Annotated in this window: 25 protein-coding genes; 12 read left to right on the forward strand and 13 right to left on the reverse strand. The window is 68.5% G+C overall.

The genetic code is table 11. The annotated features are described in order from the left end of the window. Positions 1–46: 46 nt before the first annotated feature. Positions 47–1,333 (reverse strand): MFS transporter, encoded by a 1,287-nt coding sequence (locus ABFO07_RS00130; protein ID WP_347467997.1) that lies wholly within the window; start codon positions 1,331–1,333, stop codon positions 47–49. 469 nt (positions 1,334–1,802) lie between these two features. Between ABFO07_RS00130 and ABFO07_RS00135 the strand changes: the two genes are divergently transcribed. Then, complete coding sequence (locus ABFO07_RS00135) at positions 1,803–2,120, forward strand: DUF3761 domain-containing protein (RefSeq protein WP_375782256.1); 318 nt, start codon at positions 1,803–1,805, stop codon at positions 2,118–2,120. A gap of 177 nt (positions 2,121–2,297) precedes the next feature. Beyond that, the gene (ettA, locus tag ABFO07_RS00140) at positions 2,298–3,965 is read left to right on the forward strand and encodes an energy-dependent translational throttle protein EttA (RefSeq protein WP_059566635.1); all 1,668 of its coding nucleotides are present in this window, start codon (positions 2,298–2,300) and stop codon (positions 3,963–3,965) included. A gap of 100 nt (positions 3,966–4,065) precedes the next feature. Here the strand turns inward: ettA and ABFO07_RS00145 are convergent, their stop codons facing one another. Genes ABFO07_RS00145 through ABFO07_RS00160 form a run of 4 tightly spaced genes read right to left on the reverse strand, consistent with a single transcriptional unit; the run spans position 4,066 to position 7,382 of the window. After that, a complete protein-coding gene (locus ABFO07_RS00145; RefSeq protein ID WP_059566634.1) occupies positions 4,066–4,689 on the reverse strand; it encodes an HAD-IA family hydrolase in 624 nt (207 codons plus the stop codon). Then, positions 4,686–5,237 (reverse strand): cysteine hydrolase family protein, encoded by a 552-nt coding sequence (locus ABFO07_RS00150; protein WP_059805683.1) that lies wholly within the window; start codon positions 5,235–5,237, stop codon positions 4,686–4,688. Before ABFO07_RS00150 ends, ABFO07_RS00145 begins: the two co-directional genes overlap by 4 nt. Before the next feature lie 57 nt (positions 5,238–5,294). Next, entirely contained in the window at positions 5,295–7,109 is a 1,815-nt protein-coding gene (locus tag ABFO07_RS00155; RefSeq protein ID WP_059996176.1) for an aminopeptidase P family protein, read from the reverse strand. 18 nt (positions 7,110–7,127) lie between these two features. Beyond that, complete coding sequence (locus tag ABFO07_RS00160; RefSeq protein WP_059566631.1) at positions 7,128–7,382, reverse strand: hypothetical protein; 255 nt, start codon at positions 7,380–7,382, stop codon at positions 7,128–7,130. A 183-nt stretch (positions 7,383–7,565) separates the two neighbouring features. Between ABFO07_RS00160 and ABFO07_RS00165 the strand changes: the two genes are divergently transcribed. From ABFO07_RS00165 to ABFO07_RS00195, 7 genes are all read left to right on the forward strand, one after another. Further along, the gene (locus ABFO07_RS00165) at positions 7,566–8,327 is read left to right on the forward strand and encodes a response regulator transcription factor (RefSeq protein ID WP_059805680.1); all 762 of its coding nucleotides are present in this window, start codon (positions 7,566–7,568) and stop codon (positions 8,325–8,327) included. A gap of 26 nt (positions 8,328–8,353) precedes the next feature. Continuing rightward, positions 8,354–9,652 carry a glutamyl-tRNA reductase gene (gene hemA, locus ABFO07_RS00170; protein ID WP_059566629.1) on the forward strand — a complete coding sequence of 433 codons (1,299 nt, stop codon included), beginning with the start codon at positions 8,354–8,356 and terminating at the stop codon, positions 9,650–9,652. Between the two features lie 81 nt (positions 9,653–9,733). Continuing rightward, positions 9,734–10,816 carry a peptide chain release factor 1 gene (prfA, locus tag ABFO07_RS00175; RefSeq protein ID WP_059566628.1) on the forward strand — a complete coding sequence of 361 codons (1,083 nt, stop codon included), beginning with the start codon at positions 9,734–9,736 and terminating at the stop codon, positions 10,814–10,816. Between the two features lie 7 nt (positions 10,817–10,823). After that, positions 10,824–11,666, forward strand: coding sequence for a peptide chain release factor N(5)-glutamine methyltransferase (gene prmC / locus ABFO07_RS00180; RefSeq protein ID WP_059960413.1), 843 nt, complete (start codon positions 10,824–10,826; stop codon positions 11,664–11,666). A gap of 77 nt (positions 11,667–11,743) precedes the next feature. Beyond that, positions 11,744–12,055 carry a Grx4 family monothiol glutaredoxin gene (grxD, locus tag ABFO07_RS00185; RefSeq protein ID WP_011883132.1) on the forward strand — a complete coding sequence of 104 codons (312 nt, stop codon included), beginning with the start codon at positions 11,744–11,746 and terminating at the stop codon, positions 12,053–12,055. Between the two features lie 13 nt (positions 12,056–12,068). Further along, positions 12,069–12,665: a UbiX family flavin prenyltransferase gene (locus tag ABFO07_RS00190; protein WP_059805675.1), complete on the forward strand. Its 597-nt coding sequence runs from the start codon at positions 12,069–12,071 to the stop codon at positions 12,663–12,665. A gap of 206 nt (positions 12,666–12,871) precedes the next feature. Then, positions 12,872–13,663 carry a DODA-type extradiol aromatic ring-opening family dioxygenase gene (locus ABFO07_RS00195; protein WP_059566625.1) on the forward strand — a complete coding sequence of 264 codons (792 nt, stop codon included), beginning with the start codon at positions 12,872–12,874 and terminating at the stop codon, positions 13,661–13,663. 96 nt (positions 13,664–13,759) lie between these two features. Here ABFO07_RS00195 and ABFO07_RS00200 read toward each other — a convergent pair whose 3' ends face one another. Further along, positions 13,760–15,358 carry an APC family permease gene (locus ABFO07_RS00200; protein ID WP_059566624.1) on the reverse strand — a complete coding sequence of 533 codons (1,599 nt, stop codon included), beginning with the start codon at positions 15,356–15,358 and terminating at the stop codon, positions 13,760–13,762. Between the two features lie 421 nt (positions 15,359–15,779). On the opposite strand from ABFO07_RS00200, the gene ABFO07_RS00205 reads away from it, so the two are divergent. Continuing rightward, positions 15,780–15,983, forward strand: coding sequence for a cold-shock protein (locus ABFO07_RS00205; RefSeq protein ID WP_006400508.1), 204 nt, complete (start codon positions 15,780–15,782; stop codon positions 15,981–15,983). Positions 15,984–16,058: 75 nt separating this feature from the next. Here ABFO07_RS00205 and ABFO07_RS00210 read toward each other — a convergent pair whose 3' ends face one another. The 3 genes from ABFO07_RS00210 to ABFO07_RS00220 all read right to left on the reverse strand — a co-directional run bounded on the left by ABFO07_RS00210 (position 16,059) and on the right by ABFO07_RS00220 (position 19,542). Continuing rightward, entirely contained in the window at positions 16,059–17,309 is a 1,251-nt protein-coding gene (locus ABFO07_RS00210) for an Hsp70 family protein (protein WP_059566623.1), read from the reverse strand. 193 nt (positions 17,310–17,502) lie between these two features. Next, the gene (locus tag ABFO07_RS00215) at positions 17,503–18,108 is read right to left on the reverse strand and encodes a nitroreductase family protein (RefSeq protein ID WP_059566622.1); all 606 of its coding nucleotides are present in this window, start codon (positions 18,106–18,108) and stop codon (positions 17,503–17,505) included. A gap of 150 nt (positions 18,109–18,258) precedes the next feature. Further along, a complete protein-coding gene (locus ABFO07_RS00220; protein WP_059566621.1) occupies positions 18,259–19,542 on the reverse strand; it encodes an MFS transporter in 1,284 nt (427 codons plus the stop codon). Between the two features lie 270 nt (positions 19,543–19,812). Between ABFO07_RS00220 and ABFO07_RS00225 the strand changes: the two genes are divergently transcribed. Both ABFO07_RS00225 and ABFO07_RS00230 read left to right on the forward strand, forming a co-directional pair. Further along, entirely contained in the window at positions 19,813–20,433 is a 621-nt protein-coding gene (locus ABFO07_RS00225; protein ID WP_059880802.1) for a TetR/AcrR family transcriptional regulator, read from the forward strand. Between the two features lie 58 nt (positions 20,434–20,491). After that, on the forward strand, positions 20,492–21,064 hold the full coding sequence (locus ABFO07_RS00230; RefSeq protein ID WP_059805670.1) for a DUF1415 domain-containing protein: 573 nt from the start codon (positions 20,492–20,494) through the stop codon (positions 21,062–21,064). 19 nt (positions 21,065–21,083) lie between these two features. On the opposite strand, the gene ABFO07_RS00235 is transcribed toward ABFO07_RS00230, so the two are convergent. The 4 genes from ABFO07_RS00235 to ABFO07_RS00250 form a co-directional block, all read right to left on the reverse strand. Beyond that, the gene (locus ABFO07_RS00235) at positions 21,084–21,974 is read right to left on the reverse strand and encodes a class I SAM-dependent methyltransferase (protein WP_059566618.1); all 891 of its coding nucleotides are present in this window, start codon (positions 21,972–21,974) and stop codon (positions 21,084–21,086) included. 92 nt (positions 21,975–22,066) lie between these two features. Beyond that, on the reverse strand, positions 22,067–23,200 hold the full coding sequence (locus tag ABFO07_RS00240) for a methyltransferase (protein ID WP_059880805.1): 1,134 nt from the start codon (positions 23,198–23,200) through the stop codon (positions 22,067–22,069). A 127-nt stretch (positions 23,201–23,327) separates the two neighbouring features. Continuing rightward, positions 23,328–23,660 (reverse strand): YegP family protein, encoded by a 333-nt coding sequence (locus ABFO07_RS00245; protein ID WP_059566616.1) that lies wholly within the window; start codon positions 23,658–23,660, stop codon positions 23,328–23,330. Positions 23,661–23,779: 119 nt separating this feature from the next. Continuing rightward, a complete protein-coding gene (locus tag ABFO07_RS00250) occupies positions 23,780–24,274 on the reverse strand; it encodes an LEA type 2 family protein (protein WP_059892068.1) in 495 nt (164 codons plus the stop codon). Positions 24,275–24,583 lie beyond the last annotated feature (309 nt).

Consider the following 24,583-nt stretch of genomic DNA (forward strand, 5'->3'; position numbering starts at 1 on the left):
CACGTCGCCACGATTCGGCCGCCCTGCCGGAACCCGCGGCGAACGCCTATCCGCCCGCCGCGCGCGCAGCCGCCGGCGCGCGTCCGGTGGTCGCGACGATCGCGAACGCGATCGCATTCGCGGCGGCGCTGGCGAGGATCGGCACGAGATAACCGCCGCCGGCGTCGTAGATGAAGCCCGCGGCGGCCGGCCCGATCAGCGTGCCGAACGCGACGCTCGTGTAGAGCACGCCGATGATCCCGCTCACGTTGCGGCCGCCGAAGTAGTCCATCGCGACGGCCGGCAGCACGGCCACCCAGCCGCCGTAGAACACGCCGAACACGAGTGCGAACGCGGCAAGCGCGGCGAAATCGCCGGCGGCGGCCCATGCGACGAGCGCCACGGCCATCCCGGCGAACATCGCGAGCAGCGACGCGCGGCGGCCGAAGCGGTCGGCCAGGCCGCCGAGAAAGAACCGGCCGGCCGTGCTGCCGACGCCGATCGCGCCCAGCAGCAGCACGGCCGCCGCCGGCTTCACGCCGTGATCGACCGCATACGGCACGAGGTGCACGAACGGCACGAACACGCCGAACGAACACACGAGACAAGCCGCGTAGAGGCTCGCGAACGGCCGCGACGTCACGGCCTCGCGGACGGTCGCGCCGGCCGGTACATGCACTGCGTGAACGGCGTGCGCCGAACGGCCGTCGTGCGACGCGCCCGCCGCCGGCGAGTCGGCGGCCCGGCCCCCATCCGGCAGCAGCCCGCGGCCGCGCGGATCGTTCTCGATCAGCAGCGACATCCCCGCACCCACCAGCACCGCCAGCACGGCCAGCGTGAAATACGCGCCGCGCCAGCCGACGTGCGCGATCAGCGCGGACGCGAGCGGCGGCATCACGAGCGTGCCGACCCCGATGCCCGCGACCGCGAGCCCCGACGCGAAGCCACGCCGCCGCACGAACCAGCGCTGCACCGCGCCGACCGCGGGCACGTATGCGCAGCCGACGCCGAGACCGACGCCGAGCCCATACGCGACGTACACCTGCATCAGCGTGCGCGCGGCGCCGGCGGCCGCGAGCCCGGCCGCGGTCAGCAGCATGCCGGCGACGGCGAGCCGCCGCGAGCCCAGCCGATCGGCGAGCGGCCCGCTGACCACGCCGAAGCCGAAATACAGGCACCCGGCCAGCGAGAACACGAGCGAGATCTGCCCGCGAGACGCGGCGAAGTCCCGCTGCAGCGATTCGACGAACGCGCTGAACGTGTACGCGCTGCCGAAGCCGACGAACGTCACGGCAAACGCGGCGGCCACCACGTACCAGCCGTAGAAGAGACGCGGCGCGCCCGGGCGATTCATGACGATGCTCCTCTCAGGTCCGTTCCGGCGCGGCGTCGAGCGCCTGCCGGATTGCCCCATGGATATGGTTGAACGATGTTGATCGCATCCGCCGCCGCTGCGCGGCTATCGCGATGCAACCCGACGGAAGAACGTTACTCGCGCAAGCACGCCGTCTCAAACGATTTTTCGTCGGCCTTTCGCCTTGGAGAAACTCACTAACTGTTCTCCTCCCTAAAGGAAGACGATTTCCACCTCACCGCATGCAACCTCACGTCGCCTCAAAGAGACGTGGGACTTACGCTTGCTCCATGGGCTGACACCCGACGCCGAACGCAAGGGCCGGCACATCGGGTTCGATGCGCGGCGGATCGAGGCTTTCGGCCCGCCGCGAGCGACGTCGCGCCGATGTTCGCGCCGCATCGGCTACCATGCTGGCGCGCGCGGCCCGCCGCCGTCGCGCGCCCGATACCAAGCACCGAGAGAGACCATGCCCTTGCCCGCCTTGCGCACCACGGCCGCGATGCGCGTCGCGCGACTGTCGATCGCGCTGCTGATCGCGTGCGCCGCCGCCCCGCCCCCCGCGTTCGCCTATCGCGCGCCGCAGACCTACGGCAACGAAGCCGACCTCGACCGCCACGACACCTACCGGAACCGCGACGGCGAAACCGTGCATGCGCCGGCCCGCTCGAAATCGGGCCGCGTCCCCGAGGGCGCGAGCGCGCGCTGCCGCGACGGCACGTACAGTTTCAGCCGCCATCGGCGCGGCACGTGCTCGGGGCACGGCGGCGTCGCCGCGTGGCTCTGACCTTGCGCAACGGCCGCGCCGCGCCAGCGCCGTCCGGCGGCGCAGTACAATAGCCGCTCTCGCCGCCCACACGCGGCGATCCCGCCGCGCGACTCGCGGCATCCTCCGGACCGAATCACCCGACGCCGCGCCGCGAACCCGCTGCGCGGCGCCTCAACTTCTGACTTTCACACGCACATGGCCCAATACGTTTTCACGATGAACCGGGTCGGCAAGATCGTGCCGCCCAAGCGCCAGATCCTGAAGGACATCTCCCTGTCGTTCTTCCCCGGCGCGAAGATCGGCGTGCTCGGCCTGAACGGCTCGGGCAAGTCGACGCTGATCCGCATCATGGCGGGCGTCGACAAGGACATCGAAGGCGAAGCGACGCCGATGCCGAACCTGAACATCGGCTACCTGCCGCAGGAACCGCAGCTCGACCCGAGCAAGACCGTGCGCGAGGCGGTCGAGGAAGGCCTCGGCGACCTGTTCCAGGCCAACAAGAAGCTCGAAGAGATCTACGCGGCGTATGCCGAGCCGGACGCCGACTTCGACGCGCTCGCCGCCGAGCAGGCGAAGTACGAGGCGATCCTCGCGTCGAGCGACGGCGGCAGCCCCGAGCAGCAGCTCGAAGTGGCCGCCGACGCGCTGCGCCTGCCGGCCTGGGACGCGAAGATCGAACACCTGTCGGGCGGCGAGAAGCGCCGTGTCGCGCTGTGCAAGCTGCTGCTCGAAAAACCCGACATGCTGCTGCTCGACGAACCGACCAACCACCTCGACGCCGAATCGGTCGACTGGCTCGAGCAGTTCCTGGTGCGCTTCCCGGGCACCGTCGTCGCCGTCACGCACGATCGCTACTTCCTCGACAACGCCGCCGAGTGGATTCTCGAGCTCGACCGCGGCCACGGCATCCCGTGGAAGGGCAACTACAGCAGCTGGCTCGACCAGAAGGAAGAGCGCCTGAAGCAGGAAGAAGCGTCCGAATCGGCGCGCCAAAAGGCGATCAAGAAGGAACTGGAGTGGGTGCGCCAGAACCCGAAGGGCCGCCAGGCGAAGTCGAAGGCGCGTATCGCGCGCTTCGAGGAGCTGAGCAGCCAGGAATACCAGAAGCGCAACGAGACGCAGGAAATCTTCATTCCGGTCGGCGACCGCCTCGGCAATGAAGTGATCGAGTTCAAGAACGTCAGCAAGGCGTACGGCGATCGCCTGCTGATCGACAACCTGAACTTCAAGATCCCGGCCGGCGCGATCGTCGGCATCATCGGCCCGAACGGCGCCGGCAAGTCGACGCTGTTCCGCATGCTGACGGGCAAGGAGCAGCCGGATTCGGGCGAGATCGTGCGCGGCCCGACGGTGAAGCTCGCGTACGTCGACCAGAGCCGCGACGCGCTCGACGGCTCGAAGACTGTGTTCGAGGAAATCTCCGGCGGCGCCGACGTGCTGACGGTCGGCAAGTACGAAACGCCGTCGCGCGCGTACATCGGCCGCTTCAACTTCAAGGGCGGCGACCAGCAGAAGATCGTCGGCAACCTGTCCGGCGGCGAACGCGGCCGCCTGCACCTCGCGAAGACGCTGATCGCGGGCGGCAACGTGCTGCTGCTCGACGAACCGTCGAACGACCTCGACGTCGAAACGCTGCGTGCGCTGGAAGACGCGCTGCTCGAATTCGCGGGCTCGGTGATGGTGATCTCGCACGACCGCTGGTTCCTCGACCGGATCGCGACGCACATCCTGTCGTTCGAAGGCGATTCGCAGGTCACGTTCTTCGACGGCAACTACCAGGAGTACGAAGCCGACAAGCGCGCGCGCCTCGGCGAGGAAGCCGCGAAGCCGCACCGCCTGCGCTACAAGCCGATCAGCCGCTGACCGGCGCGGCCGCGGCGGCCGAGCCGTCGCGGGCATGAAAAAAGCGGGCTCAGTTCATCACTGGCCCGCTTTTTTTCGTCCGGCGGCGCCCGCCGGCCGCTCAGGCGAACGCGCCCAGCTCGCGCAGCCGCGCCTCGGTGGCCGCCGCGCTCACGTGATGGATGCCGTGCCAGCCGAGCGCCGTCGCGGCGGCGGCATTCTTCGCGTTGTCGTCGATGAACACGAGCTCGTGCGGCGCGATGCCCGGCAGATGCGGCTCGATGCGCGCGTGCATCTCGTGGTAGATCGCCGGATCGGGCTTCACGAGCTTCACGCGGCCCGACACGACGATGTCGCGAAAGCGCCGCAGCACCGCGAACCTGTCCCACGCATACGGAAACGTCTGCGCCGACCAGTTCGTCAGCCCGAACAGTGGCATCCCGGCAGCGTCGAGCCGGTCGACGAGCGCCTCGCCGTCGGCGAGTACGCCGCCGATCATGTCGTGCCAGCGCGCGTAGAACGCGCGGATCAGCGCCTCGTGCTCCGGAAACTGCGCGACGCGCTCGTCGGTGCCTTCGGCGATCGTCTGCCCGCCGTCCTGCCGGATCACCCAGTCCATCCCGCACACGTGCGTGAGGAACCAGCGGCGCTCGGCCTCGTCCGGAATCAGCTGCCTGTACAGGTACTCGGGGCTCCAGTCGATCAGCACCCCGCCGAAATCGAATACGACGGCCTTGATCGTCATGCCAGCTCCGTGGCGAGCACGTCCGCGAGCGGACGCGACGTCACCGCGTTGCCCGACAGCGTGCCGTTTTCCCAGATGAAATGATGATGCGCGACGATCTGCGCGGCCGCGAGATGCGGGCGCTCGTTCGTCGTATGCAGGTCGGACACGACCGTCGTGCGATAGCCGAGCAGCGCCGCGCGGCGCGCGGTGGCGTCGACGCAGAACTCGGTCGCATAGCCGCAGATCAGCACCGAGCGGATGCCTTCGTCATCCAGCCGCTGCCCGAGCGGCGTGTCCTGGAACGCGTCGCCCACCTGCTTGCGGATACGCCAGTCGCCGGGCTCGACAGCGAGGCTCGCGTGCAGCTCCCAGCCCGCCGTGCCGGGCACGATGTCGTCGTCAGCATCGCCGTCGTGCTGCACGAAGCAGACCGGCACGCCTGCCGCGCGCGCCGCCGCGGTCAGCCGGTTGATGCCGGCCACCACGTCGTCGAGCCGGTAGGCCGGCCGCGTTCGCTGCACCAGCCCGCGCTGCATGTCGATCACGATCACCGCTGTCTTCGCCATCCGTTGCCCTCGGTATTGTTGTCGTTGGTTGTCGTTCGAACGGAAACCGCGCACGCGTCAGATCGGCTGCGTGCGCGCCTCCAGCCATGCCTTCGCGTCGCCGCTCACGTGCCGGCCGACACGTTCGCGCACGGTCGCGTGATACGCGTTGAGCCACGCGCGCTCTTCTTCGTGCAGCATCTCGATCAGCACGCAGCGCGTGTCGATCGGGCACAGCGTGAGCGTCTCGAACGCGAGGAAATCGCCGAACTCGGTCTGCCCCGCGGCGCGGTTCACGACCAGGTTCTCGATCCGGATGCCCCATTTGCCGGGCCGGTACACGCCCGGCTCGATCGACGTGATCATCCCCTCCTCCATTGCCGTGTGCGGCTCGGCCGGCGCGTAATGGGAGATCACCTGCGGGCCTTCGTGCACGTTCAGGAAGTAGCCGACGCCGTGGCCGGTGCCGTGCCCGTAGTCGAGCCCGGCCGCCCACATCGGCGCGCGCGCGATCGCGTCGAGCATCGGCGAGCGGATGCCGCGCGGGAAGCGTGCGCGCGACAGCGCCATCATCGACTTCAGCACGATCGTGAAATCGCGCCGCTGCAGGTCGCTGACCGTGCCCACCGGCACGACGCGCGTGATGTCGGTCGTCCCGCTCACGTACTGGCCGCCGGAATCGATCAGCAGCAGGCCGTCGCCGGCGATCGTCGCGTGCGATTCGGGCGTCGCGTGGTAATGCGGCATCGCGCCGTTCGCATTGAAGCCGGCGATCGTCGCGAAGCTCGGCGACACGTAGCCCGGGCGCCGCGTGCGCGCGGCCTGGAGCCGCTCCGCGATCGTCAGCTCGGTGATCGTCTCGCGGTTCACCGCCTGCTCGAACCACGCGAAGAACTCGGCGAGCGCCGCGCCGTCGTGCTCCATCGTCACGCGCACATGCTCGATCTCGGTGGACGTCTTGCGCGATTTCTCGAACGTCGACGGATTGACGGCCTCGATCAGCTTCACGCCCGGCGGCACCGCCTCGAGCGTGCCGTAGGTCACGCGGCGCGGGTCGATCAGCAGCGTCGCGCCGTCGGGCAGCGCCGCGAGCGCCGCGCGCGCGGCGTCGTACGCGCGCACGTCGACGCCGTCCTGCGCGAGCGACGCGGCCAGCGCCGGCGACACCTTGCCGTCGGCGACGAACAGCGTCGCGCGGTCGGCGCCGATCATTGCGTGCGCGACGAATACGGGGTTGAAGTTGACGTCGGCGCCGCGCAGGTTGAACAGCCATGCGAGATCGTCGAGCGTCGACACGAAGTGCCACTGCGCGCCCTGCGCGTGCATCGCGCGGCGCACGTCAGCGAGCTTGCTCGCGCGGGTCGTGTCGGCCTGCGGCGCGACATGCTCGAACACGGCGTCGCCGGGCAGCCCCGGCCGCTCGGGCCAGATCGCGTCGAGCAGGTCGAGATCGGTACGCAGCGCGACGCCGCGCGCGCTCAGCGCGGCCGTCAGCCCGCGTGCGGCCGCGACGCCGAGCACCGCGCCGTCGACGCCGACCGTCGCCCCGGCCGGCACGTTCTGCGCGAGCCAGTCGACATGCGGCGCGCTCTGCTGCCCGCCCGTCATCTTCATCAGCTGCACGCCCGTGCCGGCCAATTCGGCCTCGGCCTGCACCCAGTAACGGCTGTCGACCCACAGCCCCGCGAAATCCGCGGTCACGACGAGCGTGCCGACCGAGCCCGTGAACCCGGACAGCCAGCGGCGGGCCTGCCAGCGCTCGGGCAGGTATTCGGACAGGTGGGGATCGGCGGACGGCACGAGATACGCGGCCAGGTCCTCGCGGGCCATCGCGCCGCGCAGCAGCGCGATTCGGGCCGGCACCGGCGAGGCTTCGGGGAGACGGGCATTCATGATTTCACCTGAGAGCAATCAGCGACGCGCCGCCAGCGCGACCGTCACCGCCACGGCGAGGAACGCGACGCCGGTGCAGACCGGCCATTCGAGCGTCTCGCCATCGTAAAAGAGTCCTGAGAGATTGCCGGCCATCTTCGCCGCGGCGGCGCCGGCGATGCCGACCAGCACCGCGACCCACCACGCCGGCCGGCCGGCGCGCCGCAGCGGGTGCAAGCCCCGGCCGAGCAGCCCGACGGCCGTTCCCAGAACGACGATTCCAAACCAGTTCATTCGCGCCTTCTATTAATTTCAGATTCGTCCCATAGGCGTGAACGACTCCTGCCGCTAGCATCGATCCATCCATCGAACCTGAGACCTGACATCAGCAGGGTACTTGCCGCGTAACGTTTGAGTGTAGGGGCCGACCCGACGTTATGGCAAGCGCGCACCGGCTGCCGTAAAGAAGAAATTCCCATGCGAATCGCTCTGATCGATCCGGATGCGCGTCACGCCGCGCTCATGAATCGCCTCCTGTTCGCGGGTGGGCACCTTTGCCACCCGTTCTCTTCCAGCGCGCGGTTCTTCGAGTGGCTCGCCACCGACACCTGCGACCTGCTGATCACCGGCGACTGGGCCGGCGACCTGCCCGCCGAGGAAGTCATCCCGCGTGTGCGGACGATCCTGCCGGGCCTGCCCGCGATCGCGGTCATGCGCATGCCGCGCGAAAGCGAGATCGTGTCGTGCCTGCATGCGGGCGCCGACGACTGTCTCGTCAAGCCGGTGAGCGGCCCCGAGCTGCTCGCGCGCGTCAACGCGCTGATGCGGCGCGCGGGCGTCCGCCGCCCGCCCAACCGCTCGCGCGATATGTATGGGGAATACGCGTTCGACGCCACGCACGGCCTCGTGCGCTTCGGCGACGAGGTCGTGGCGCTCACCCCGAAGGAATTCCGCTTCGCGCTGCTGCTGTTCGCGAACCTGTCGCGCCCCGTATCGCGCGCCCATATCCTCGAGACGGTCTGGGCCCGCCGGCGCGACATGAAGTCGCGCACGCTCGACACCCACGCCTCCCGGCTGCGCAGCAAGCTGCGGCTGCTCCCGGAGCACGGATACCGCCTGCTGCCGCTCTACGGCTATGGATACCAGCTCGACCAGGTGCCGATCGAACCCCCGAATCACCGCCCGGCTCTGGCCGACGCCCGATACGCGTCGCGTGAGGAAATCGCCGAAACGCTATAATATGGGGCTAAACGATAGCCCTTGATATGCAACTCCTCACGATCGGAATCAACCACCACACTGCGCCTGTCGCCCTGCGCGAACGCGTGGCGTTTCCGCTCGAACAGATCAAGCCGGCTCTCGCCACGTTCAAGAGCGTGTTCCTCGGGCGCCAGGCGCCCAACGCGCCCGAAGCGGCGATCCTGTCCACCTGCAACCGCACCGAGCTCTATTGCGCGACCGACGACCGTGCGGCGCGCGAGGCAGCGGTGCACTGGCTGTCGGAGTATCACCGGATCCCCGTCGACGAGCTCGCGCCGCATGTCTACGCGCTGCCGCAGTCGGAAGCCGTCCGGCATGCGTTCCGCGTCGCGTCGGGCCTCGACTCGATGGTGCTCGGCGAAACGCAGATCCTCGGCCAGATGAAGGATGCGGTGCGCACCGCGACGGAAGCCGGCGCGCTCGGCACCTACCTGAACCAGCTGTTCCAGCGCACCTTCGCGGTGGCGAAGGAAGTGCGCGGCACGACCGAAATCGGCACGCAGTCGGTGTCGATGGCCGCGGCCGCGGTACGCCTCGCGCAGCGCATCTTCGAAAAAGTGTCGGATCAGCGCGTGCTGTTCATCGGCGCCGGCGAAATGATCGAGCTGTGCGCGACGCACTTCGCCGCGCAAGGCCCGCGCGAGCTGGTCGTCGCGAACCGCACGGCCGAGCGCGGCCAGAAGCTCGCCGAACGCTTCAACGGCCGCGCGATGCCGCTGTCCGACCTGCCGACCCGCATGCAGGAATTCGACATCATCGTGTCGTGCACGGCGTCGACGCTGCCGATCATCGGCCTCGGCGCGGTCGAGCGCGCGGTGAAGGCGCGCCGCCACCGGCCGATCTTCATGGTCGACCTCGCGGTGCCGCGCGACATCGAGCCCGAAGTCGGCAAGCTGAAGGACGTGTTTCTCTACACCGTCGACGATCTCGGCGCGATCGTGCGCGAAGGCAACGCGTCGCGCCAGGCCGCGGTCGCGCAGGCCGAAACGATCATCGAGACGCGCGTGCAGAATTTCATGCAGTGGCTCGACACGCGCAGCGTCGTGCCGGTGATCCGTCACATGCATACGCAGGCCGATGCGCTGCGCCGCGCCGAACTCGACAAGGCGCAGAAGATGCTCTCCCGCGGCGACGATCCGGCCGCAGTGCTCGAGGCGCTGTCGCAGGCGCTGACCAACAAGCTGATCCACGGCCCGACGAGCGCGCTCAACCGTGCGAACGGCGCCGACCGCGATTCGCTGATCGACCTGATGCGCGGCTTCTACCAGCACGCGCCGCGCTCGAACGACCAGTCGGGCCACTAGCGCCGACCGCGCCCGCCCACGCCGGCTCGCGAGCCGGCCTTTCCTTTCCGACATTCCTGCCCGGGAGCGCCGCTCCACACCATGAAGACGAGCATGCAACGCAAGCTCGACCAGCTGTCCATCCGGCTGGCCGAACTGAACGACCTGCTGAGCCGCGAGAACGTCACGGCCGACCTCGACCAGTACCGCAAGCTGACCCGCGAACACGCGGAACTCGACCCGGTGGTCGAGCAGTACGCGCTGTGGCGCCAGTCGCGCAACGACGAGGCCGCGGCACAGGAGCTGCTCGCCGATGCGTCGATGCGCGACTTTGCGGAGGACGAGATCCGCAGCGCGCGCGAGGGGATGGCCCGTCTCGAGGTCGAGCTGCAGAAGATGCTGCTGCCGAAGGACCCGAACGACGACCGCAACATCTTCCTCGAAATCCGCGCAGGCACCGGCGGCGACGAATCGGCGCTGTTCGCGGGCGACCTGCTGCGCATGTACCTGCGCTTCGCGGAACGCCAGCGCTGGCAGGTCGAGATGATGTCGGAAAGCGCGTCGGATCTCGGCGGCTACAAGGAAGTGATCGTGCGGATCGCGGGCCAGGGCGCGTACTCGCGGCTGAAGTTCGAATCGGGCGGCCATCGCGTGCAGCGCGTGCCGGCGACCGAGACGCAGGGGCGCATCCACACGTCCGCGTGCACGGTCGCGGTGATGCCGGAAGCCGACGAGATCGGCGAGGTCGAGATCAATCCGGCCGACCTGCGGATCGACACGTTCCGCGCGTCCGGCGCGGGCGGCCAGCACATCAACAAGACCGATTCGGCGGTACGCGTCACGCACATCCCGACCGGCATCGTCGTCGAGTGCCAGGACGATCGTTCGCAGCACAAGAACAAGGACCGCGCGCTGAAGGTGCTCGCCGCGCGGATCAAGGACAAGCAGTATCACGAGCAGCACGCGAAGGAAGCCGCGACGCGCAAGAGCCTGATCGGCTCCGGTGACCGCTCCGAGCGGATCCGCACGTACAACTTCCCGCAGGGCCGGATGACCGATCACCGCATCAACCTGACGCTGTACCGGCTCGAGGCGATCATGGACGGCGATCTCGACGAACTGATCGGCGCGCTCGTCAGCGAGCATCAGGCCGAACTGCTCGCGTCGCTCGGCGACGCCGACTGAGGTCGACATGCCCGACACATCCGCCGACGAATTGCTGCGCGCGTCGCCGCTCGACCCGGTCGACGCACGCGTGCTGCTCGCGCACGCGCTCGGCTGGACGCGCACGCAGTTGATCACGCGCGGCGACGAGCCGCTCGACGCGGCCGCGGTCGAACGCTATCGCCAGCTCGAGGCGCGCCGCGTGGCCGGCGAGCCGGTCGCGCAGCTGGTCGGGCTGCGCGAATTCTTCGGACGGCCGTTCGACGTGACGCCCGACGTGCTGATCCCGCGCCCGGAAACCGAATTGCTGGTCGAGGCGGCGCTCGACGCGATCGACGGCATCCCGCATCCGGCGGTGCTCGATCTCGGCACCGGCAGCGGTGCGATCGCGGTGTCGATCGCGGCCGAGCGACCCGACGCGCGCGTGTGGGCGCTCGACCGCTCGCCGGCCGCGCTCGCCGTCGCCGCGCGCAACGGCGCCAAGCTGCTCGACCCGCATCGCCCCGGCGGGCCTTTGCACTGGCTGCTCAGCGACTGGTACGCGGCGCTCGATCCGACGCTCGCGTTCAATGCCATCGTCAGCAACCCGCCGTACATCGCGCAGCACGACCCGCACCTGGCGCAGGGCGACCTGCGCTTCGAGCCGCGCGGCGCGCTCACCGACGATGCCGACGGCCTGAGCGCGATCCGCACGATCGTCGCGGGCGCCGGCGCGTTCCTGAAACCGCATGGCTCGCTGTGGATCGAGCACGGCTACGACCAGGCCGAAGCCGTACGCGCGCTGCTTGCCGCGCGCGGCTACGTCGCAATCGAATCGCTCGCCGATCTCGCCGCGATCGAGCGCACCACCGGCGGCCGCCTGCCCGGCTGATCCGCGCCGAGGCCCGGCCCGCCGGATTGAAATCCGCTATCATTTCGTTCTAACGCCCCGCAACCGCAAGGTCAGTCATGGACACCCAACAACGTATCAAGCAAATCGTCGACGAAAACCAGGTCGTGCTCTTCATGAAGGGCAACGCGCAATTCCCGATGTGCGGCTTCTCGGGCCGCGCCGTGCAGGTGCTGAAGGCCTGCGGCGTCGACCAGTTCAAGACGGTCAACGTGCTCGAGGATGACGAGATCCGCCAGGGCATCAAGGAATTCTCGAACTGGCCGACGATCCCGCAGCTGTACGTGAAGGGCGAGTTCATCGGCGGCTCGGACATCATGATGGAGATGTACCAGTCGGGCGAGCTGCAGCAACTGTTCGCCGCCGCGTAACACCCCTCCCCCGATGGAACCCCGCAGCGCGCCGCCGCGCCGCCTGATCGTCGCGATCACCGGCGCCACCGGCGCGATCTACGGCGTGCGGCTGCTCGACATGCTGCGCGCCGCCGGCGGCGTCGAAACGCACCTGCTGATTTCGAGCGCCGGCTGGCTGAACATCCAGCACGAACTGAAGCTGTCGAAGGCCGACGTCGAACGCCGCGCGGACGTCGTGCATTCGGTGCGCGACGTCGGCGCGACGATCGCGTCGGGCTCGTTCGCGACCGACGGGATGGTGATCGCGCCGTGCTCGATGAAGACGCTCGCGAGCGTCGCGCACGGCCTGTCCGACAACCTGATCACGCGCGCCGCCGACGTCACGCTGAAGGAGCGCCGCCGGCTCGTGCTGATGGTGCGCGAAACGCCGTTCAATCTCGCGCATCTGCGCAACATGACGGCCGTCACCGAGATGGGCGGCATCGTGTTCCCGCCGCTGCCGGCCTTCTACGCAATGCCGAAGACGATCGAGGAACTCGTCGACCAGACGGTCGCGCGCGTGCTCGACCTGTTCGCGCTCAGCGCCCCGCTGACTGCGCCCTGGGAAGGCATCCGGCACGCGCAGTAACGGCGCGCGCCGCCCCGCAGCCCCATTCGCACCGCTTCTTGCGGCATCGTCGGTGAATTTCGTCGATTCGCATCGAATCGCCTATCCGTGCACGCTACGCCGACCAATTATCAACATGTACGACCGAATCAAATTCGCCGCGCCGAATTTATCAACGGTCAGTGCGAGCCTATAGTCACAGGCAACATCACTTGCAGGCCACCGCCATGAACCGCTTGCCTTCGCTCTACCTGTCCCACGGCGCCCCGACGCTGCCGATCGATCCGACACTGCCGTCGCGCGCATTCACGCACCTCGGCGCCGAGCTGCCGCGCCCGCGCGCGGTGCTGATGCTGTCCGCGCACTGGGGCACGCAGCAGCCGGCCGCGAGCATCGCGCAGCATCCGGAAACGATCCATGACTTCTACGGCTTCCCGCGCGCGCTGTACGAGATCCGCTATCCGGCGCCGGGCGCGCCGGACGTCGCCGAGCGCGCGGCCGGGCTGCTGAATGCCGCCGGCATCGCGGCCCAGACGGTCGAGCACGGCCTCGACCACGGCGCCTGGGTGCCGATGCTGCTGATGTTCCCGGACGCCGACGTGCCGGTCGCGCAGTTGTCGATCCAGCCGCGCGCCGACGCCGCGCATCACTTCGCGCTCGGCCGCGCGCTGCGGCCGCTGCGCGACGAAGGCGTGATGGTGATCGGCTCCGGCCAGATCACGCACAACCTGCGCGCCGCGGATTTCGGCGCCACGCCCGAGGATGCCGACCCGCGCGTCACGGAATTCACCGACTGGTTCGAGGCGAAGCTCGCGGCCCGCGACATCGACGCGCTGCTCGACTATCGCCGCCAGGCGCCGCATGCGGTGCTGATGCACCCGACCGACGAGCACCTGCTGCCGGTGTTCGCCGCGCTCGGTGCCGCGGACGACGATTACCAGCTCGGCATCCAGTCGCTCGGCACCTACCAGCGGGTGCTCGCGATGACGAACTACGTGTTCGGCGGCGCCGCCGCCTGAGCGGCCGCGCCAAACGAAAAACCCGTTCGAGCCAGGCTCGAACGGGTTTTTTCTCGCCTCCCGCCGCCGCCGAATCCGGCGGCGGGTCAGGATCCGTCAGGCGCCGACGCCCTCGAGGATCTCGTCGCGCGATTCGCGCTCGTCGAGATACTCGGTGCGGTAGCCGGTGTTCACGCCCCAGAAGTAGAACACCAGCGAGATCGCCGCGACGACGAGCATGTCCCAGCCGTACGGCAGCACGCCGTGGCCGCCGAACTCCTTGCTGCCGATCAGCGACAGCACGGCCATCGTCGGCAGGTACGCGACGAGCCACCACGCGGCCTTCAGGTCGCGGCTCCAGCCGCTCCAGCCCGCCTTGGCCTGGAAGTAGAAGTACACCGGCAGCGCGACGATCATCAGCAGGATGATTTCGCCGGTCAGCGGCCACGTCGCCCAGTACAGGATCAGCGACGCGCAGACGAACGCGAACGGCGCGATCAGCTTCATCAGCGGGATCGACAGCGGACGTTCGATGTCGGTCGCCGCGCGGCGCAGCGCCATCAGGCTGATCGGGCCGGTCAGGTACGAGATCACCGTCGCGACCGAGATCACCGCCGCGAGCGAGCTCCAGCCGCGGAAGAAGAACAGGAAGATGAACGAGACCAGCAGGTTGAACCACATCGCCTGGCGCGGCACGCCGTACAGCGGGTGCACGTTGCCGAACATCTTCGGCATCGTGTTGTTGCGCTCCATCGCATAGATCATGCGGGTGGTCGTCGCCATGTAGGTCGTGCCGGTGCCGCTCGGGCTGACGAACGCGTCGACGTACAGCAGGATCGCGAGCCAGTTCAGGTTCAGCGCGATCGCCAGCTCGGCGAACGGCGACGAGAAGTTGAAGTGCGCCCAGCCCTTCGCGACGTCGGCCGGATTCACCGAGCCGATGTACGCGACCTGCAGCAGCACGTAGATCACGAGCGCGATCAGGATCGACGTGATCACCGCGAACGGCACGCTGCGCGACGGGTTGCGCGCTTCGCCCGCGAGGTTCACCGGGCTCTGGAAGCCGTTGAATGCGAACACGATGCCGCTCGTCGCGACCGCGGTCAGCACCGCCGACCAGCCGTACGGCGCGAAGCTCTCGTTGGTCGCCATGCCGAGGTTGTCGGCATGGAAGCTCGACAGCATCAGGCCGGCGATCGTCAGGCCGGGGATCAGGAACTTGAAGATCGTGATCGCGGTGTTCGCGCGCGCGAACGCCTTCACGCCCCAGTAGTTCAGCAGGAAGTAGATGACGACGAGGACGGCCGACAGCAGCAGGCCCGGCGTGGTCAGCTCGCCGTTCACGAACAGGCTGTGCGCCCATTCATACGGCCAGGTGCTCATGTACTGGATCGATGCCTCGGCCTCGATCGGGATCACCGAGACGATCGCGATCCAGTTCGCCCACGCGCTGATGAAGCCCACCAGCGAACCATGCGAATAGCGTGCATAGCGCACCATGCCGCCCGATTCGGGGAACATCGCGCCGAGCTCGGCGTAGGTCAGTGCAATCGCGAGAATCACCACCGCGCCGATGATCCACGCGCAGATCGCCGCCGGACCGGCGATCTTCGCGGCTTTCCAGGCGCCGAACAGCCAGCCCGAGCCGATAATCGAACCCAGCCCCGTCAGCATCAGTGCAAACGGGCCGATGTTCCGTTGTATAGAACTCTTCACATCCTCTCCTGTGTCTCAAAAAGCGTGGTCGGCTCTCAGCCCGGGATCGGCTCGAACTGCACCGCGCACGCATTCTTGGGGGGACGGATCACTCGATCGGAGCAACCCGGTCCATGCGGCGCGTAGTGTAACGGTTGCACCTCGACATTTGCGCTGAAATCGATCAATCCCTACAAAAAATCCGTGACATCCGCAATGTTTGTAAGCTCTAAATTCGTATTAACCCTGAGACAGTGGAAATACGGTTGACCGGACGATGAATTAGCCGTATAAAGATCCACGCAGGATTTCAAGCGGCGAGTGAATTGGTTCTTTCGTAGTTCGCCCATCAACGGTACTCCGGTTGGTCCCATTACCCCTTCCTTGATTTTTTGCGCCCCATGGGCTTCGGCCCCGTTTTATCTTTTTAGGAACAAGTAACATGGCAACCGGTACCGTCAAGTGGTTCAATGACGCTAAGGGCTTCGGCTTCATCACCCCGGAAGGCGGCGGCGACGATCTGTTCGCGCACTTCTCGGAAATCCGCGTCGAAGGCTTCAAGACGCTGCAAGAAAACCAGAAGGTCGAATTCGAAGTGAAGACGGGCCCGAAGGGTCTGCAAGCTGCGAACATTCGCCCGCTGTAAGTTCAGCGCGAGAATTCGTCTGAAAGAAAAAGCCCCGCTTCGGCGGGGCTTTTTTTGTCTCGTCGCCGGCGGCGTTCAGCCGAACAGCCGCTGCGCGTGAATGCCGAGCCCCGTCGCCACGCTCGCGAGCCGGTCGCCGAACACCGGCTGCGCATCCGGGAACGCGCCCGCGAGCGCGCCCGACAGGAACGCCAGCCCGGTCGAGCCGCCCGTGAAGTACAGCGCGCCGACGTCGCGCGGCGCGATGCCCGCGAGCCGCACCGTCTCGCGCGCGGCCTCGACGATGCGCGCGGTGTCGTCGCCGCTCGCATCGATCAGCCGGCCCGCGTCGAACGCGATCTGCAGGTCTTCCTCCACGTCGTTCAGGTCGATCATCGTCTCCCCGCCCGCCGCGACGCCGATCTTCGCCTCTTCCGCGCGCGCCATCAGCGCATGGCCGAAGCGCAGCTCGACCACCCGCGCGAGCCGCTCGAAATGCCGCGCGTCGACGTACAGGTGCTTCATCAGCTTCAGCTCGCCGAGCCGCTTCGGCGTGTAGACCGTGTTGATCAGGTGCCAGGTCGCGAGGTCGAAGTAGATCCGGTTCGGCAGTTCGCGCCCTTCAGGATCGAGCGCGCGGTAGCCGAATGCAGGCAGGATCGCCGACAGCTCGACGCGCCGGTCGTAGTCCGTGCCGGCCACGTGCACGCCGTGGTGCGCGAGCACGTCGTCCTTGCGCTCGAGGCGCGCCATCCGCTCGGGGCCGACCCGCACCAGCGAGAAGTCGGACGTGCCGCCGCCGATGTCGGCGACCAGCACGAGCCGCTCGTCGCGCTGGCGCGACTCGTAGTCGAACGCGGCGGCGATCGGCTCGTACTGGAAATGCACGTCGTTGAAGCCGACCGCGCGCGCGGCCGCTTCGAGCTGGTCCTGCGCGAGCTGGTCGGCGCGCGGATCGTCGTCGACGAAGAACACCGGCCGGCCGAGCACCGCGCGGCCGATCGGCGCGCCGGCGCAGGCCTCCGCATTGCGTTTCAGGTGCGTGAGGAAGCGCGCGATGATGTCGGTGTACGCCATCGCGGTGCCGTCGCCGAGATCGGTGGTCGTCTCCGCGAGCGGCGAACCGAGGATGCTCTTCATCGAGCGCATCAGCCGGCCGTCGAAGCCGTCGATATACGACGCGAGCGCCGCGCGGCCGTATTCGACCGTCTCCTCGTCGTTGTTGAAGAAAATGGCGGTCGGCAGCGTCAGGTGGGCGCCCTCGACGGGAGCGAGCCGCATGCCCGCGCCGTCGGGCAGCGCCACGGCGGAATTGGACGTACCGAAGTCGATCGCGCAGTAAGTCATGGGAAGGTGCCGCCGCATGGCCGGCGCGAAAACGGAAAGGACGGGCTTTTTATCACGAAGCCCGCGTGATCACAATCGGGTGCCGGCCTCCGGTGACGGAGAAACGCGGCCGGCGGCCGAGGGATGGCCGCGCCTGCCGATGCCTGAATAAACATCTGAAGAAACCGCAACGCGCGAGGCGCATGCGGCGGGCTCACGCCGCCGCGTCGAACCCCTTCTTCCACGCGCCCGCGTACACCACTTCGCCGATCGGATGGCGCGTGCGCGGCGCCTTCTCGCGATCGCGCAGCACCGGATCGAGCTTGTCGGCATCGCCATAGTGGCCGATCGAGATCAGCGCGGGAATCGCGACGTCCGCCGGGATCGCGAACGCGGTGCGGAACGCATTCGCGTCGAACCCGCTCATCTGGTGAGCCGCGAGCCCGAGCGCGTGCGCCTGCAGCACCAGCGACATCGCGGCCGCGCCGGCGTCGTACAGCGCGGTCGGCGCCGGCTCGCCCTTCGGCGTGAGCGTATGCGCGGTCACCGCGATCAGCACCGGTGCGGGCGCGTTCCAGCCCTGGTTGAACGGCACCAGCGTCGCGAACGCGCGCTTGAACGCCGCTTCGTCGCGCGCGCGATCGAACACGATGAAACGCCACGGCTGCGCGTTGTAGGCCGACGGCGCCCAGCGCGCGGCCTCGAGCACGGCGTGCAGCTGGTCGGCGGCGACCGGCGCGTTCGAATAGGCGCGCGGGCTCCAGCGGCCCGCGATCAGTTCATGAATCGAAACAGAGGTGGGTGCAGGTTTGACGGACATGCGGATCCTCGTTGGTATCGATGAAGGGGCGCGAACGCCCGGAGAACCGCAAGCATAACCGGTTGCGCGCCGCCGCGCCCGGCCGGGGCGATCAATGCAAATCGCCGATCCTGCTATGGCCGGGCCGCGCGCGGCCCGCCTGCCCGATGCTCAGACCGGCTGCGCCGCCGCGCGCGACGTGCCGCGGTTGATGCGCAGCACGACCAGCGCGCCGAGGATGCACAGCCCGCCCGAGATCATCGACGCGATCGTGTAGGTGCCGAGGCTCGCACGCAGCATCCCCGCGCCGAGCGCCGCGAACGCCGCGCCGAGCTGGTGGCCGGCGACGATCCAGCCGAACACGACGGGCGCGGCCGTCTTGCCGAACACGTCGGTCGCGAGCCGCACCGTCGGCGGCACGGTGGCGATCCAGTCGAGCCCGTAGAACATCGCGAACAGCGGCAGCCCGAAGAAATCGATGCCGAACGCGTGCGGCAGGTAGATCAGCGACAGCCCGCGCAGCCCGTAGTACCAGAACAGCAGCACGCGGTTGTCGTAGCGGTCGGACAGCCAGCCCGACAGCGTGGTGCCGAACAGGTCGAACACGCCCATCGCGGCGAGCAGCGACGCGCCCTGCACTTCCGTCATCCCGTAGTCGCTGCACATCGCGATCAGGTGCGTGCCGACGTAGCCGTTGGTGCTCGCGCCGCAGATGAAGAAGCTGAAGAACAGCAGCCAGAAATCGCGCGAGCGGCTGGCGGTAAGCAGCGTGCCGAATGCGACCTTGAGCGGGTTCTCCTTCGACGCGTCGGCGGCGGGCGGCGCATCGGCCGGCTCACCGTACGGACGCAGCGCGACGTCGGACGGCCGCTCCGGCAGCAGCAGCGCGACGAGCGGAATCACGATCGCCGCCGCCAGCGCGACGACCAGCACGACCGGCCGCCAGCCGTGCCGCTGCGCGATCGCCGCGAGCATCGGCAGGAACACGAGCTGGCCGGTGGCCGTGCTCGCCGTCAGCACCCCCATCACGAGCCCGCGCCGCGCGTGGAACCAGCGCGTGACGAAGGTCGCCGACAGCGTCAGCGCGACGACGCCCGTCGAGCTGCCGACCATCAGGCCCCAGATCAGCACCATCTGCCAGCTCTGCGTCATCATCGACGACAGCGCAACGCCCGCGCCCATCGTCACGAGCGCGGTCAGGATGGTCGGCCGCAGCCCGAAGCGCTGCATCGCCGCGGCCGCGAACGGCCCGGTCAGCCCGTATAGCGCGATGTTCACCGAAATCGCCAGCGAGATCGCCGCGCGGCTCCAGCCGAGCTCCCGCTCGAGCGGCACCATCAGCACGCTCGGCGTCGCTCGGGTGCCGGCCGCCGCCAGCAGGATCAGGAATACCACCGCCGCCGCGAGCCATCCGTAGTGGAAGCGCCCGCCGATTCGTCTTGCCGCCCAGTTCATGTCCGTATTCTCCTGTCGACCGGACTCGGCGCTTGCGCGCTTAGTCCAATCCCATGCAGCGCTGTCGACCGGAATGGGCGCCTCTGCGCCTCGCCCGGCCCCACGCAAAACGGGCCACCTCCGCCGCACCCCGCGTCGGCCGGCCCCTGGCCGACGCCTGGCAGTTGTCATCGATCCGATCGCATTGTTACCGATCAGTCACAAGTGTGTTGCGATCGTAGTGACCAGTCGGTAACATGTCAAGCATTCAATTTCGACTTCGAGGCCAACATGTCCGACATCGAGACCGCCAAGCCCGCATCGCGCCGCACGCGGCAGCCGATCTCGGGCGCTGCCGCGCAGGAGCACCTGCTGCGCGCGGCCGAAGAGCTGTTCTACAGGGAAGGGGTGCGCGCGGTGGGCGTCGAGGCCGTGGTGGAGCTGGCCGGCGTCAACAAGATGAGCCTGTATCGCCAGTTCTCGTCGAAGGACGAGCTGATCCTCGCGTATCTGGAGCGGATGGATGCGTGCTTCTTCGAGCGCTTCGACACGAGCGTCGCGAAGCATCCCGGCCAGCCGAAGGCGCAGCTGATCCAGTACTTCACCGATCTCGCCGAGCGCGCGACGCAGAAGGATTACCGCGGCTGCCCGTTCGTCAACGTCGCCGCGGAATTCCCGGACGCGTCGCACCCGGCGCGCGAACGCGTCGCGCAGAACAAGGAACGGCTGATGGCGCGGCTCGTCGAGCTGTGCGCGAGCGCCGGCGCGCGGCAGCCGGCCTTCCTGGCCGATTCGCTCGCGCTCGTGATCGAGGGGATCTACGCGGCGAGCCAGACGTACCGGTACGGCGAGACGCCGATCGGCGCGGCGCCGGCGCTGGCCACGCAGCTGATCGAGGCTGCATGCGCGTGACGGGCGGCCTGCGCCGCGCCCGCTACAATGCGGCCGTCTCCGATCTTTCCGCCCTGCCATGACCGACACCCGCGCCCCTTCGCACGACGACATCCTCGCCGCCACCCGGCACTGGCTCGCGCGCGCGGTGATCGGGCTCAATCTGTGCCCGTTCGCGAAAAGCGTGTACGTGAAGGAGCAGGTGCGCTACGCGATCAGCGAAGCGGCGACGCTCGAGGATGCGCTCGCCGATCTCGAAACCGAGCTGCGGCTGCTCGAAGCCGCCGATCCGAAGCAGGTCGACACGACGCTCGTGATCTACCCGCGCGCGTTCGCGGATTTCGTCGACTACAACGATGCGCTGTTCTTCGCCGACCGGCTCGTGCGGCAGCTGAAGCTCGACGGCGTGCTGCAGATCGCGAGCTTCCATCCGGACTACCGGTTCGAAGGCAGCGAACCCGACGACATCGAGAACTACACGAACCGCGCGCCGTATCCGATCCTGCACCTGCTGCGCGAGGACAGCATCGCGCGCGCGGTCGACGCGTTTCCGGATGCATCCGCGATCTACGAGAAAAACCAGGACACGCTGCGCCGCCTCGGCCACGACGGCTGGCGCGACTGGATGAGCCGCGCCGGCGACGACGTCTGAGCGGCGGGCGGCGGCCGGATCAGTCGGCGACGGGCGCCGCTTCCTCGCCGGCCGGCTGCGCGCCCTGCGGCACGAAGAAGCGCTCGCGCAGCTCCGCGAGGCCGAACATGTCGAGAATTTCGGTGAGCCGCTCGCCCGGGCGACGGCGCGGCAGGTTCTTGTACTGCGCGATGATCAGCTCGTTCTTCATCGAGTGCTCCCAGCCGACCAGCTCGGTCACGCTGACCTGGTAGCCGTGCGCCTCGAGCTGCAGGCAGCGCAGCACGTTGGTGATCTGGCTGCCGAATTCGCGCGTGTGCAGCGGATGCCGCCACACCTCGGTCAGCGCGTTCGCGAGCGACTTGCCCTTGTTCCTGCGCAGCACGCCGGCGATCTCCGCCTGGCAGCACGGCACCAGCACGATGTGCCGCGCCTGCTTCGCGAGCGCAAAGCGGATCGCGTCGTCGGTCGCGGTGTCGCACGCGTGCAGCGCGGTAACGACGTCGACCGTCGCGGGCAGCAGCGGCGACGTGATCGACTCGGCCACGGACAGGTTAAGGAACGACATCCCGCCGAAACCCAGCCGCGCGGCGAGTTCGGCCGAGCGCGCGACCAGCTCCTCGCGCGTCTCGATCCCATAGATGTGCGACGCGAACGCGGGCGTGCCGTGCCCCGGCTGCTGCTTGAAGAACAGGTCGTACAGGATGAAGCCGAGATACGACTTGCCCGCGCCGTGATCGGCGAGCGTCACGCCGCCGCGCTCGGCCTGCACGCTGGCGAGCAGCGGCTCGATGAACTGGAACAGGTGATAGACCTGCTTCAGCTTGCGGCGGCTGTCCTGGTTCAGCTTGCCGTCGCGGGTCAGGATGTGCAGTTCCTTCAGCAGCTCGACGGACTGCTCGGGGCGGATATCGTGGGTCTTGTTCGACATGGTGAAGCGGCACCGGGCCGCGCGCGTGGAAAGCGCGCGGCCCGCTGGCGGGAAATCGTGAGGAATGGCGACAGTTTACCGAAAACGCGCGCTCAGCTCCGCGCACCGAGCCGCCAGAGCGACGTCACCTCCGCGCGGCGCGCGGCGTGCAGCGGATCGTCGGCGTCGGCCGCCTTCGGGTGCGCGGGGCGGATGTCGTCGCGGCCGAGCACGACGAGGCCCGCTTCGTCGATCCACTGCAGCAGCGTGTCGCGCGGCCGCAGGCCCAGATGCTCGGCGAAATCGGACAGGATCAGCCAGCCCTCGCCGCCCGGCTCGAGGTGCGCGGCGAGCCCGGCGAGGAAGCCGCGCAGCATGCGGCTGTCCGGATCGTAGACCGCGTATTCGATCGGCGCGCTCGGCCGGGCCGGCACCCACGGCGGATTGCAGACCACGAGCGGCGCACGGCCGGCCGGGAACAGGTCGGCCTCGACGACGTCGACCTGCGCCGCATAACCGAGCCGCTCGACGTTCTCGCGCGCGCAGGCGAGCGCCCGCGCATCCTGGTCGGTTGCAACCACCCGCTTGACGCCGCGCGCCGCGAGCACCGCGGCCAGCACGCCGGTGCCGGTGCCGACGTCGAACGCGAGCGTGTCGGCCGGCAGCGGCGCGCGCGCGACGAGCTCGACGTATTCGCCGCGCACCGGCGAGAACACGCCATAGTACGGATGAATCGGCGCGCCGCCGAGCGCCGGAATCGGCACGCCCTTCTTGCGCCACTCGTGCGCGCCGACGAGGCCGAGCAGCTCGCGCAGCGACACGACCGACGGCGCGCCGCCGGGGCCGTACGCTTCCTCGCACGCGGCGCGCACATCGGGGGCGCGGCGCAGGGCAATCGTGTAGTCGGCGTCGAGCGGAATCAGCACCATCCCGAGCGTGCGGGCGCGCTGCGACTGTGCGAGGCGATGCAGGTTGAACGCGTCGGCGCCGGCCGCGGCCTTCGCCTTCTTCGGCTTGCGGTCGACGCGGCGCGCCATCGCCTGCACGAGCTGGCGCGCGTTCTGGAAATCGCCCTGCCAGACGAGCGCGGTGCCCTCGCACGCGAGACGATAGGCGGCGTCGGCATTGATACGGTCGTCGGCCGGCACCGCACGCTTGGGCGGCGCCACGCCGGCTTCGGAACGCCAGCGCACGGCATGATCGACGCCGGCGGCGTCGGTCCAGTGGAAAACGGGAAATTCGGTCACGCGAACTCGGCAACGGTTGACTTCGACAGGCAGCGGGAATCCGCCGCGCGGACCACACCTTACCCTGCTTTGCTCGACGCGGCAAAGGACGGGCGGCGGGGCCGGCGGCGTCCGTGCGGGCGGCGTGTCAGGTCAGATCCTCGAGCGGCGCGTCGGGGGCGTTCTGCTTCACCGATGCGATGCCGTTGTCGCGGCCCGCCTCGGTCGCATACGTCTCGCTCGTGCCGATGATCTCGTGGTTTCCGGCCTTCAGGTTGAACATGTACTCGCCGTTGTGCGCGGTCTTGCGCTCGTAGCGACCGTCGTCCGGCGCATTCTTGCGCACCGACGCGACGCCGTTCTCCGCCGACGCCTTCGTCTTGTACAGCTCGCTGCGCAGGATGATCTCGCCGTTGCCGGCCTTCAGGTGGAACAGGAACTGGCCGTTGGTCGCCTGCTTGATGACGAATTTCGCTGCCATGTGCACTCCTCATCGAAAAGTCCGCCAGTCGGACCCGGCCAGTTTAGGCGCGATCGCGGCGCAACATCGAGAAATCGTGTGAAGAGAACATCAAGGATCGTCAGGCGCCGCCGCGCGTGTCACCCGCCCCAGCCCGGCATCGCCGGCAGGCGCAGCGTGCCCGCGTCGGTGAAGCGCACCGCGCCGAACGCGCTGCCCGCGAGCCGGCCGCGCAGCGCATACGGCAGCTCGCCCGCCGACGCGGCGCCGGCCAGGTTCCACGCCTGCCGCGCGGCGGCGAACGCGGACACCGACACCGGCACGTCGAGCACCGCCTCGCCGAAGCGCGGCACGACGCCGACGCGATCGCTGACGCCGCTCGCGAACGGCTGGCCGTTCAGCTCCAGCGTCACCGCGATGCCGTCGTAGTCGATCGGCGCGTCGGTCGGGTTCTGCACGCGCAGCTTCAGGTTGAAGCGCATCTCGAGCCCCTGGCCGACGAGCGGCTCGAGCCCGGCGACCGTCACATGCACACGGTCGGGCATCAGGCCCGCGCACCCGCCGAGCACGAGCACGGCGACAACGAGCAACAGGATGGCGCGCAACGGCGCGGCACGGAACGGGACAGGCGACATCGGCGGCCTCCTCGCGGCGAACGGGCGTTGCGGCATTGTACCGGGCGCGCGCCGGCACCCCGGACTTCGTAGTTTCCCGCGCCTCCGCCGATCTTTAATACATTAAAACTACGGATTCGCGGACTAAACAGACAAGCGAATTAACGACCGCGATCATTCAAGGAATCGCGAAAATTTCAAGCGAAGCATTCTCTAAATTTTTCGTTTCCTTTACTCAAAACCATCAAGTATATTGACCCATCCTTCGAGCAGGCTGACAAACCTCGATGCCGCATGACGACGATTTTACGGAGCGCCGACGACGCGTTC

It is taken from the genome of Burkholderia stagnalis (genome assembly GCF_039848545.1).
Classification (GTDB): Bacteria; Pseudomonadota; Gammaproteobacteria; order Burkholderiales; family Burkholderiaceae; genus Burkholderia; species Burkholderia stagnalis.

Bases quoted from the DNA above. Each gene is read 5' to 3' on its own strand.
- ABFO07_RS00150 (WP_059805683.1), bottom strand. From the start codon at position 5,237: ATGGCGAAGACAGCGGTGATCGTGATCGACATGCAGCGCGGGCTGGTG.
- ABFO07_RS00190 (WP_059805675.1), top strand. From the start codon at position 12,069: ATGGAACCCCGCAGCGCGCCGCCGCGCCGCCTGATCGTCGCGATCACC.
- ABFO07_RS00220 (WP_059566621.1), bottom strand. From the start codon at position 19,542: ATGAACTGGGCGGCAAGACGAATCGGCGGGCGCTTCCACTACGGATGG.
- ABFO07_RS00160 (WP_059566631.1), bottom strand. From the start codon at position 7,382: ATGAACTGGTTTGGAATCGTCGTTCTGGGAACGGCCGTCGGGCTGCTC.
- ABFO07_RS00225 (WP_059880802.1), top strand. From the start codon at position 19,813: ATGTCCGACATCGAGACCGCCAAGCCCGCATCGCGCCGCACGCGGCAG.
- ABFO07_RS00195 (WP_059566625.1), top strand. From the start codon at position 12,872: ATGAACCGCTTGCCTTCGCTCTACCTGTCCCACGGCGCCCCGACGCTG.
- ABFO07_RS00165 (WP_059805680.1), top strand. From the start codon at position 7,566: ATGCGAATCGCTCTGATCGATCCGGATGCGCGTCACGCCGCGCTCATG.
- prmC (WP_059960413.1), top strand. From the start codon at position 10,824: ATGCCCGACACATCCGCCGACGAATTGCTGCGCGCGTCGCCGCTCGAC.
- ABFO07_RS00130 (WP_347467997.1), bottom strand. From the start codon at position 1,333: ATGAATCGCCCGGGCGCGCCGCGTCTCTTCTACGGCTGGTACGTGGTG.
- ettA (WP_059566635.1), top strand. From the start codon at position 2,298: ATGGCCCAATACGTTTTCACGATGAACCGGGTCGGCAAGATCGTGCCG.
- prfA (WP_059566628.1), top strand. From the start codon at position 9,734: ATGAAGACGAGCATGCAACGCAAGCTCGACCAGCTGTCCATCCGGCTG.
- ABFO07_RS00205 (WP_006400508.1), top strand. From the start codon at position 15,780: ATGGCAACCGGTACCGTCAAGTGGTTCAATGACGCTAAGGGCTTCGGC.
- ABFO07_RS00250 (WP_059892068.1), bottom strand. From the start codon at position 24,274: ATGTCGCCTGTCCCGTTCCGTGCCGCGCCGTTGCGCGCCATCCTGTTG.
- ABFO07_RS00155 (WP_059996176.1), bottom strand. From the start codon at position 7,109: ATGAATGCCCGTCTCCCCGAAGCCTCGCCGGTGCCGGCCCGAATCGCG.
- ABFO07_RS00210 (WP_059566623.1), bottom strand. From the start codon at position 17,309: ATGACTTACTGCGCGATCGACTTCGGTACGTCCAATTCCGCCGTGGCG.
- hemA (WP_059566629.1), top strand. From the start codon at position 8,354: ATGCAACTCCTCACGATCGGAATCAACCACCACACTGCGCCTGTCGCC.
- ABFO07_RS00245 (WP_059566616.1), bottom strand. From the start codon at position 23,660: ATGGCAGCGAAATTCGTCATCAAGCAGGCGACCAACGGCCAGTTCCTG.
- grxD (WP_011883132.1), top strand. From the start codon at position 11,744: ATGGACACCCAACAACGTATCAAGCAAATCGTCGACGAAAACCAGGTC.
- ABFO07_RS00135 (WP_375782256.1), top strand. From the start codon at position 1,803: ATGCCCTTGCCCGCCTTGCGCACCACGGCCGCGATGCGCGTCGCGCGA.
- ABFO07_RS00215 (WP_059566622.1), bottom strand. From the start codon at position 18,108: ATGTCCGTCAAACCTGCACCCACCTCTGTTTCGATTCATGAACTGATC.
- ABFO07_RS00230 (WP_059805670.1), top strand. From the start codon at position 20,492: ATGACCGACACCCGCGCCCCTTCGCACGACGACATCCTCGCCGCCACC.
- ABFO07_RS00145 (WP_059566634.1), bottom strand. From the start codon at position 4,689: ATGACGATCAAGGCCGTCGTATTCGATTTCGGCGGGGTGCTGATCGAC.
- ABFO07_RS00235 (WP_059566618.1), bottom strand. From the start codon at position 21,974: ATGTCGAACAAGACCCACGATATCCGCCCCGAGCAGTCCGTCGAGCTG.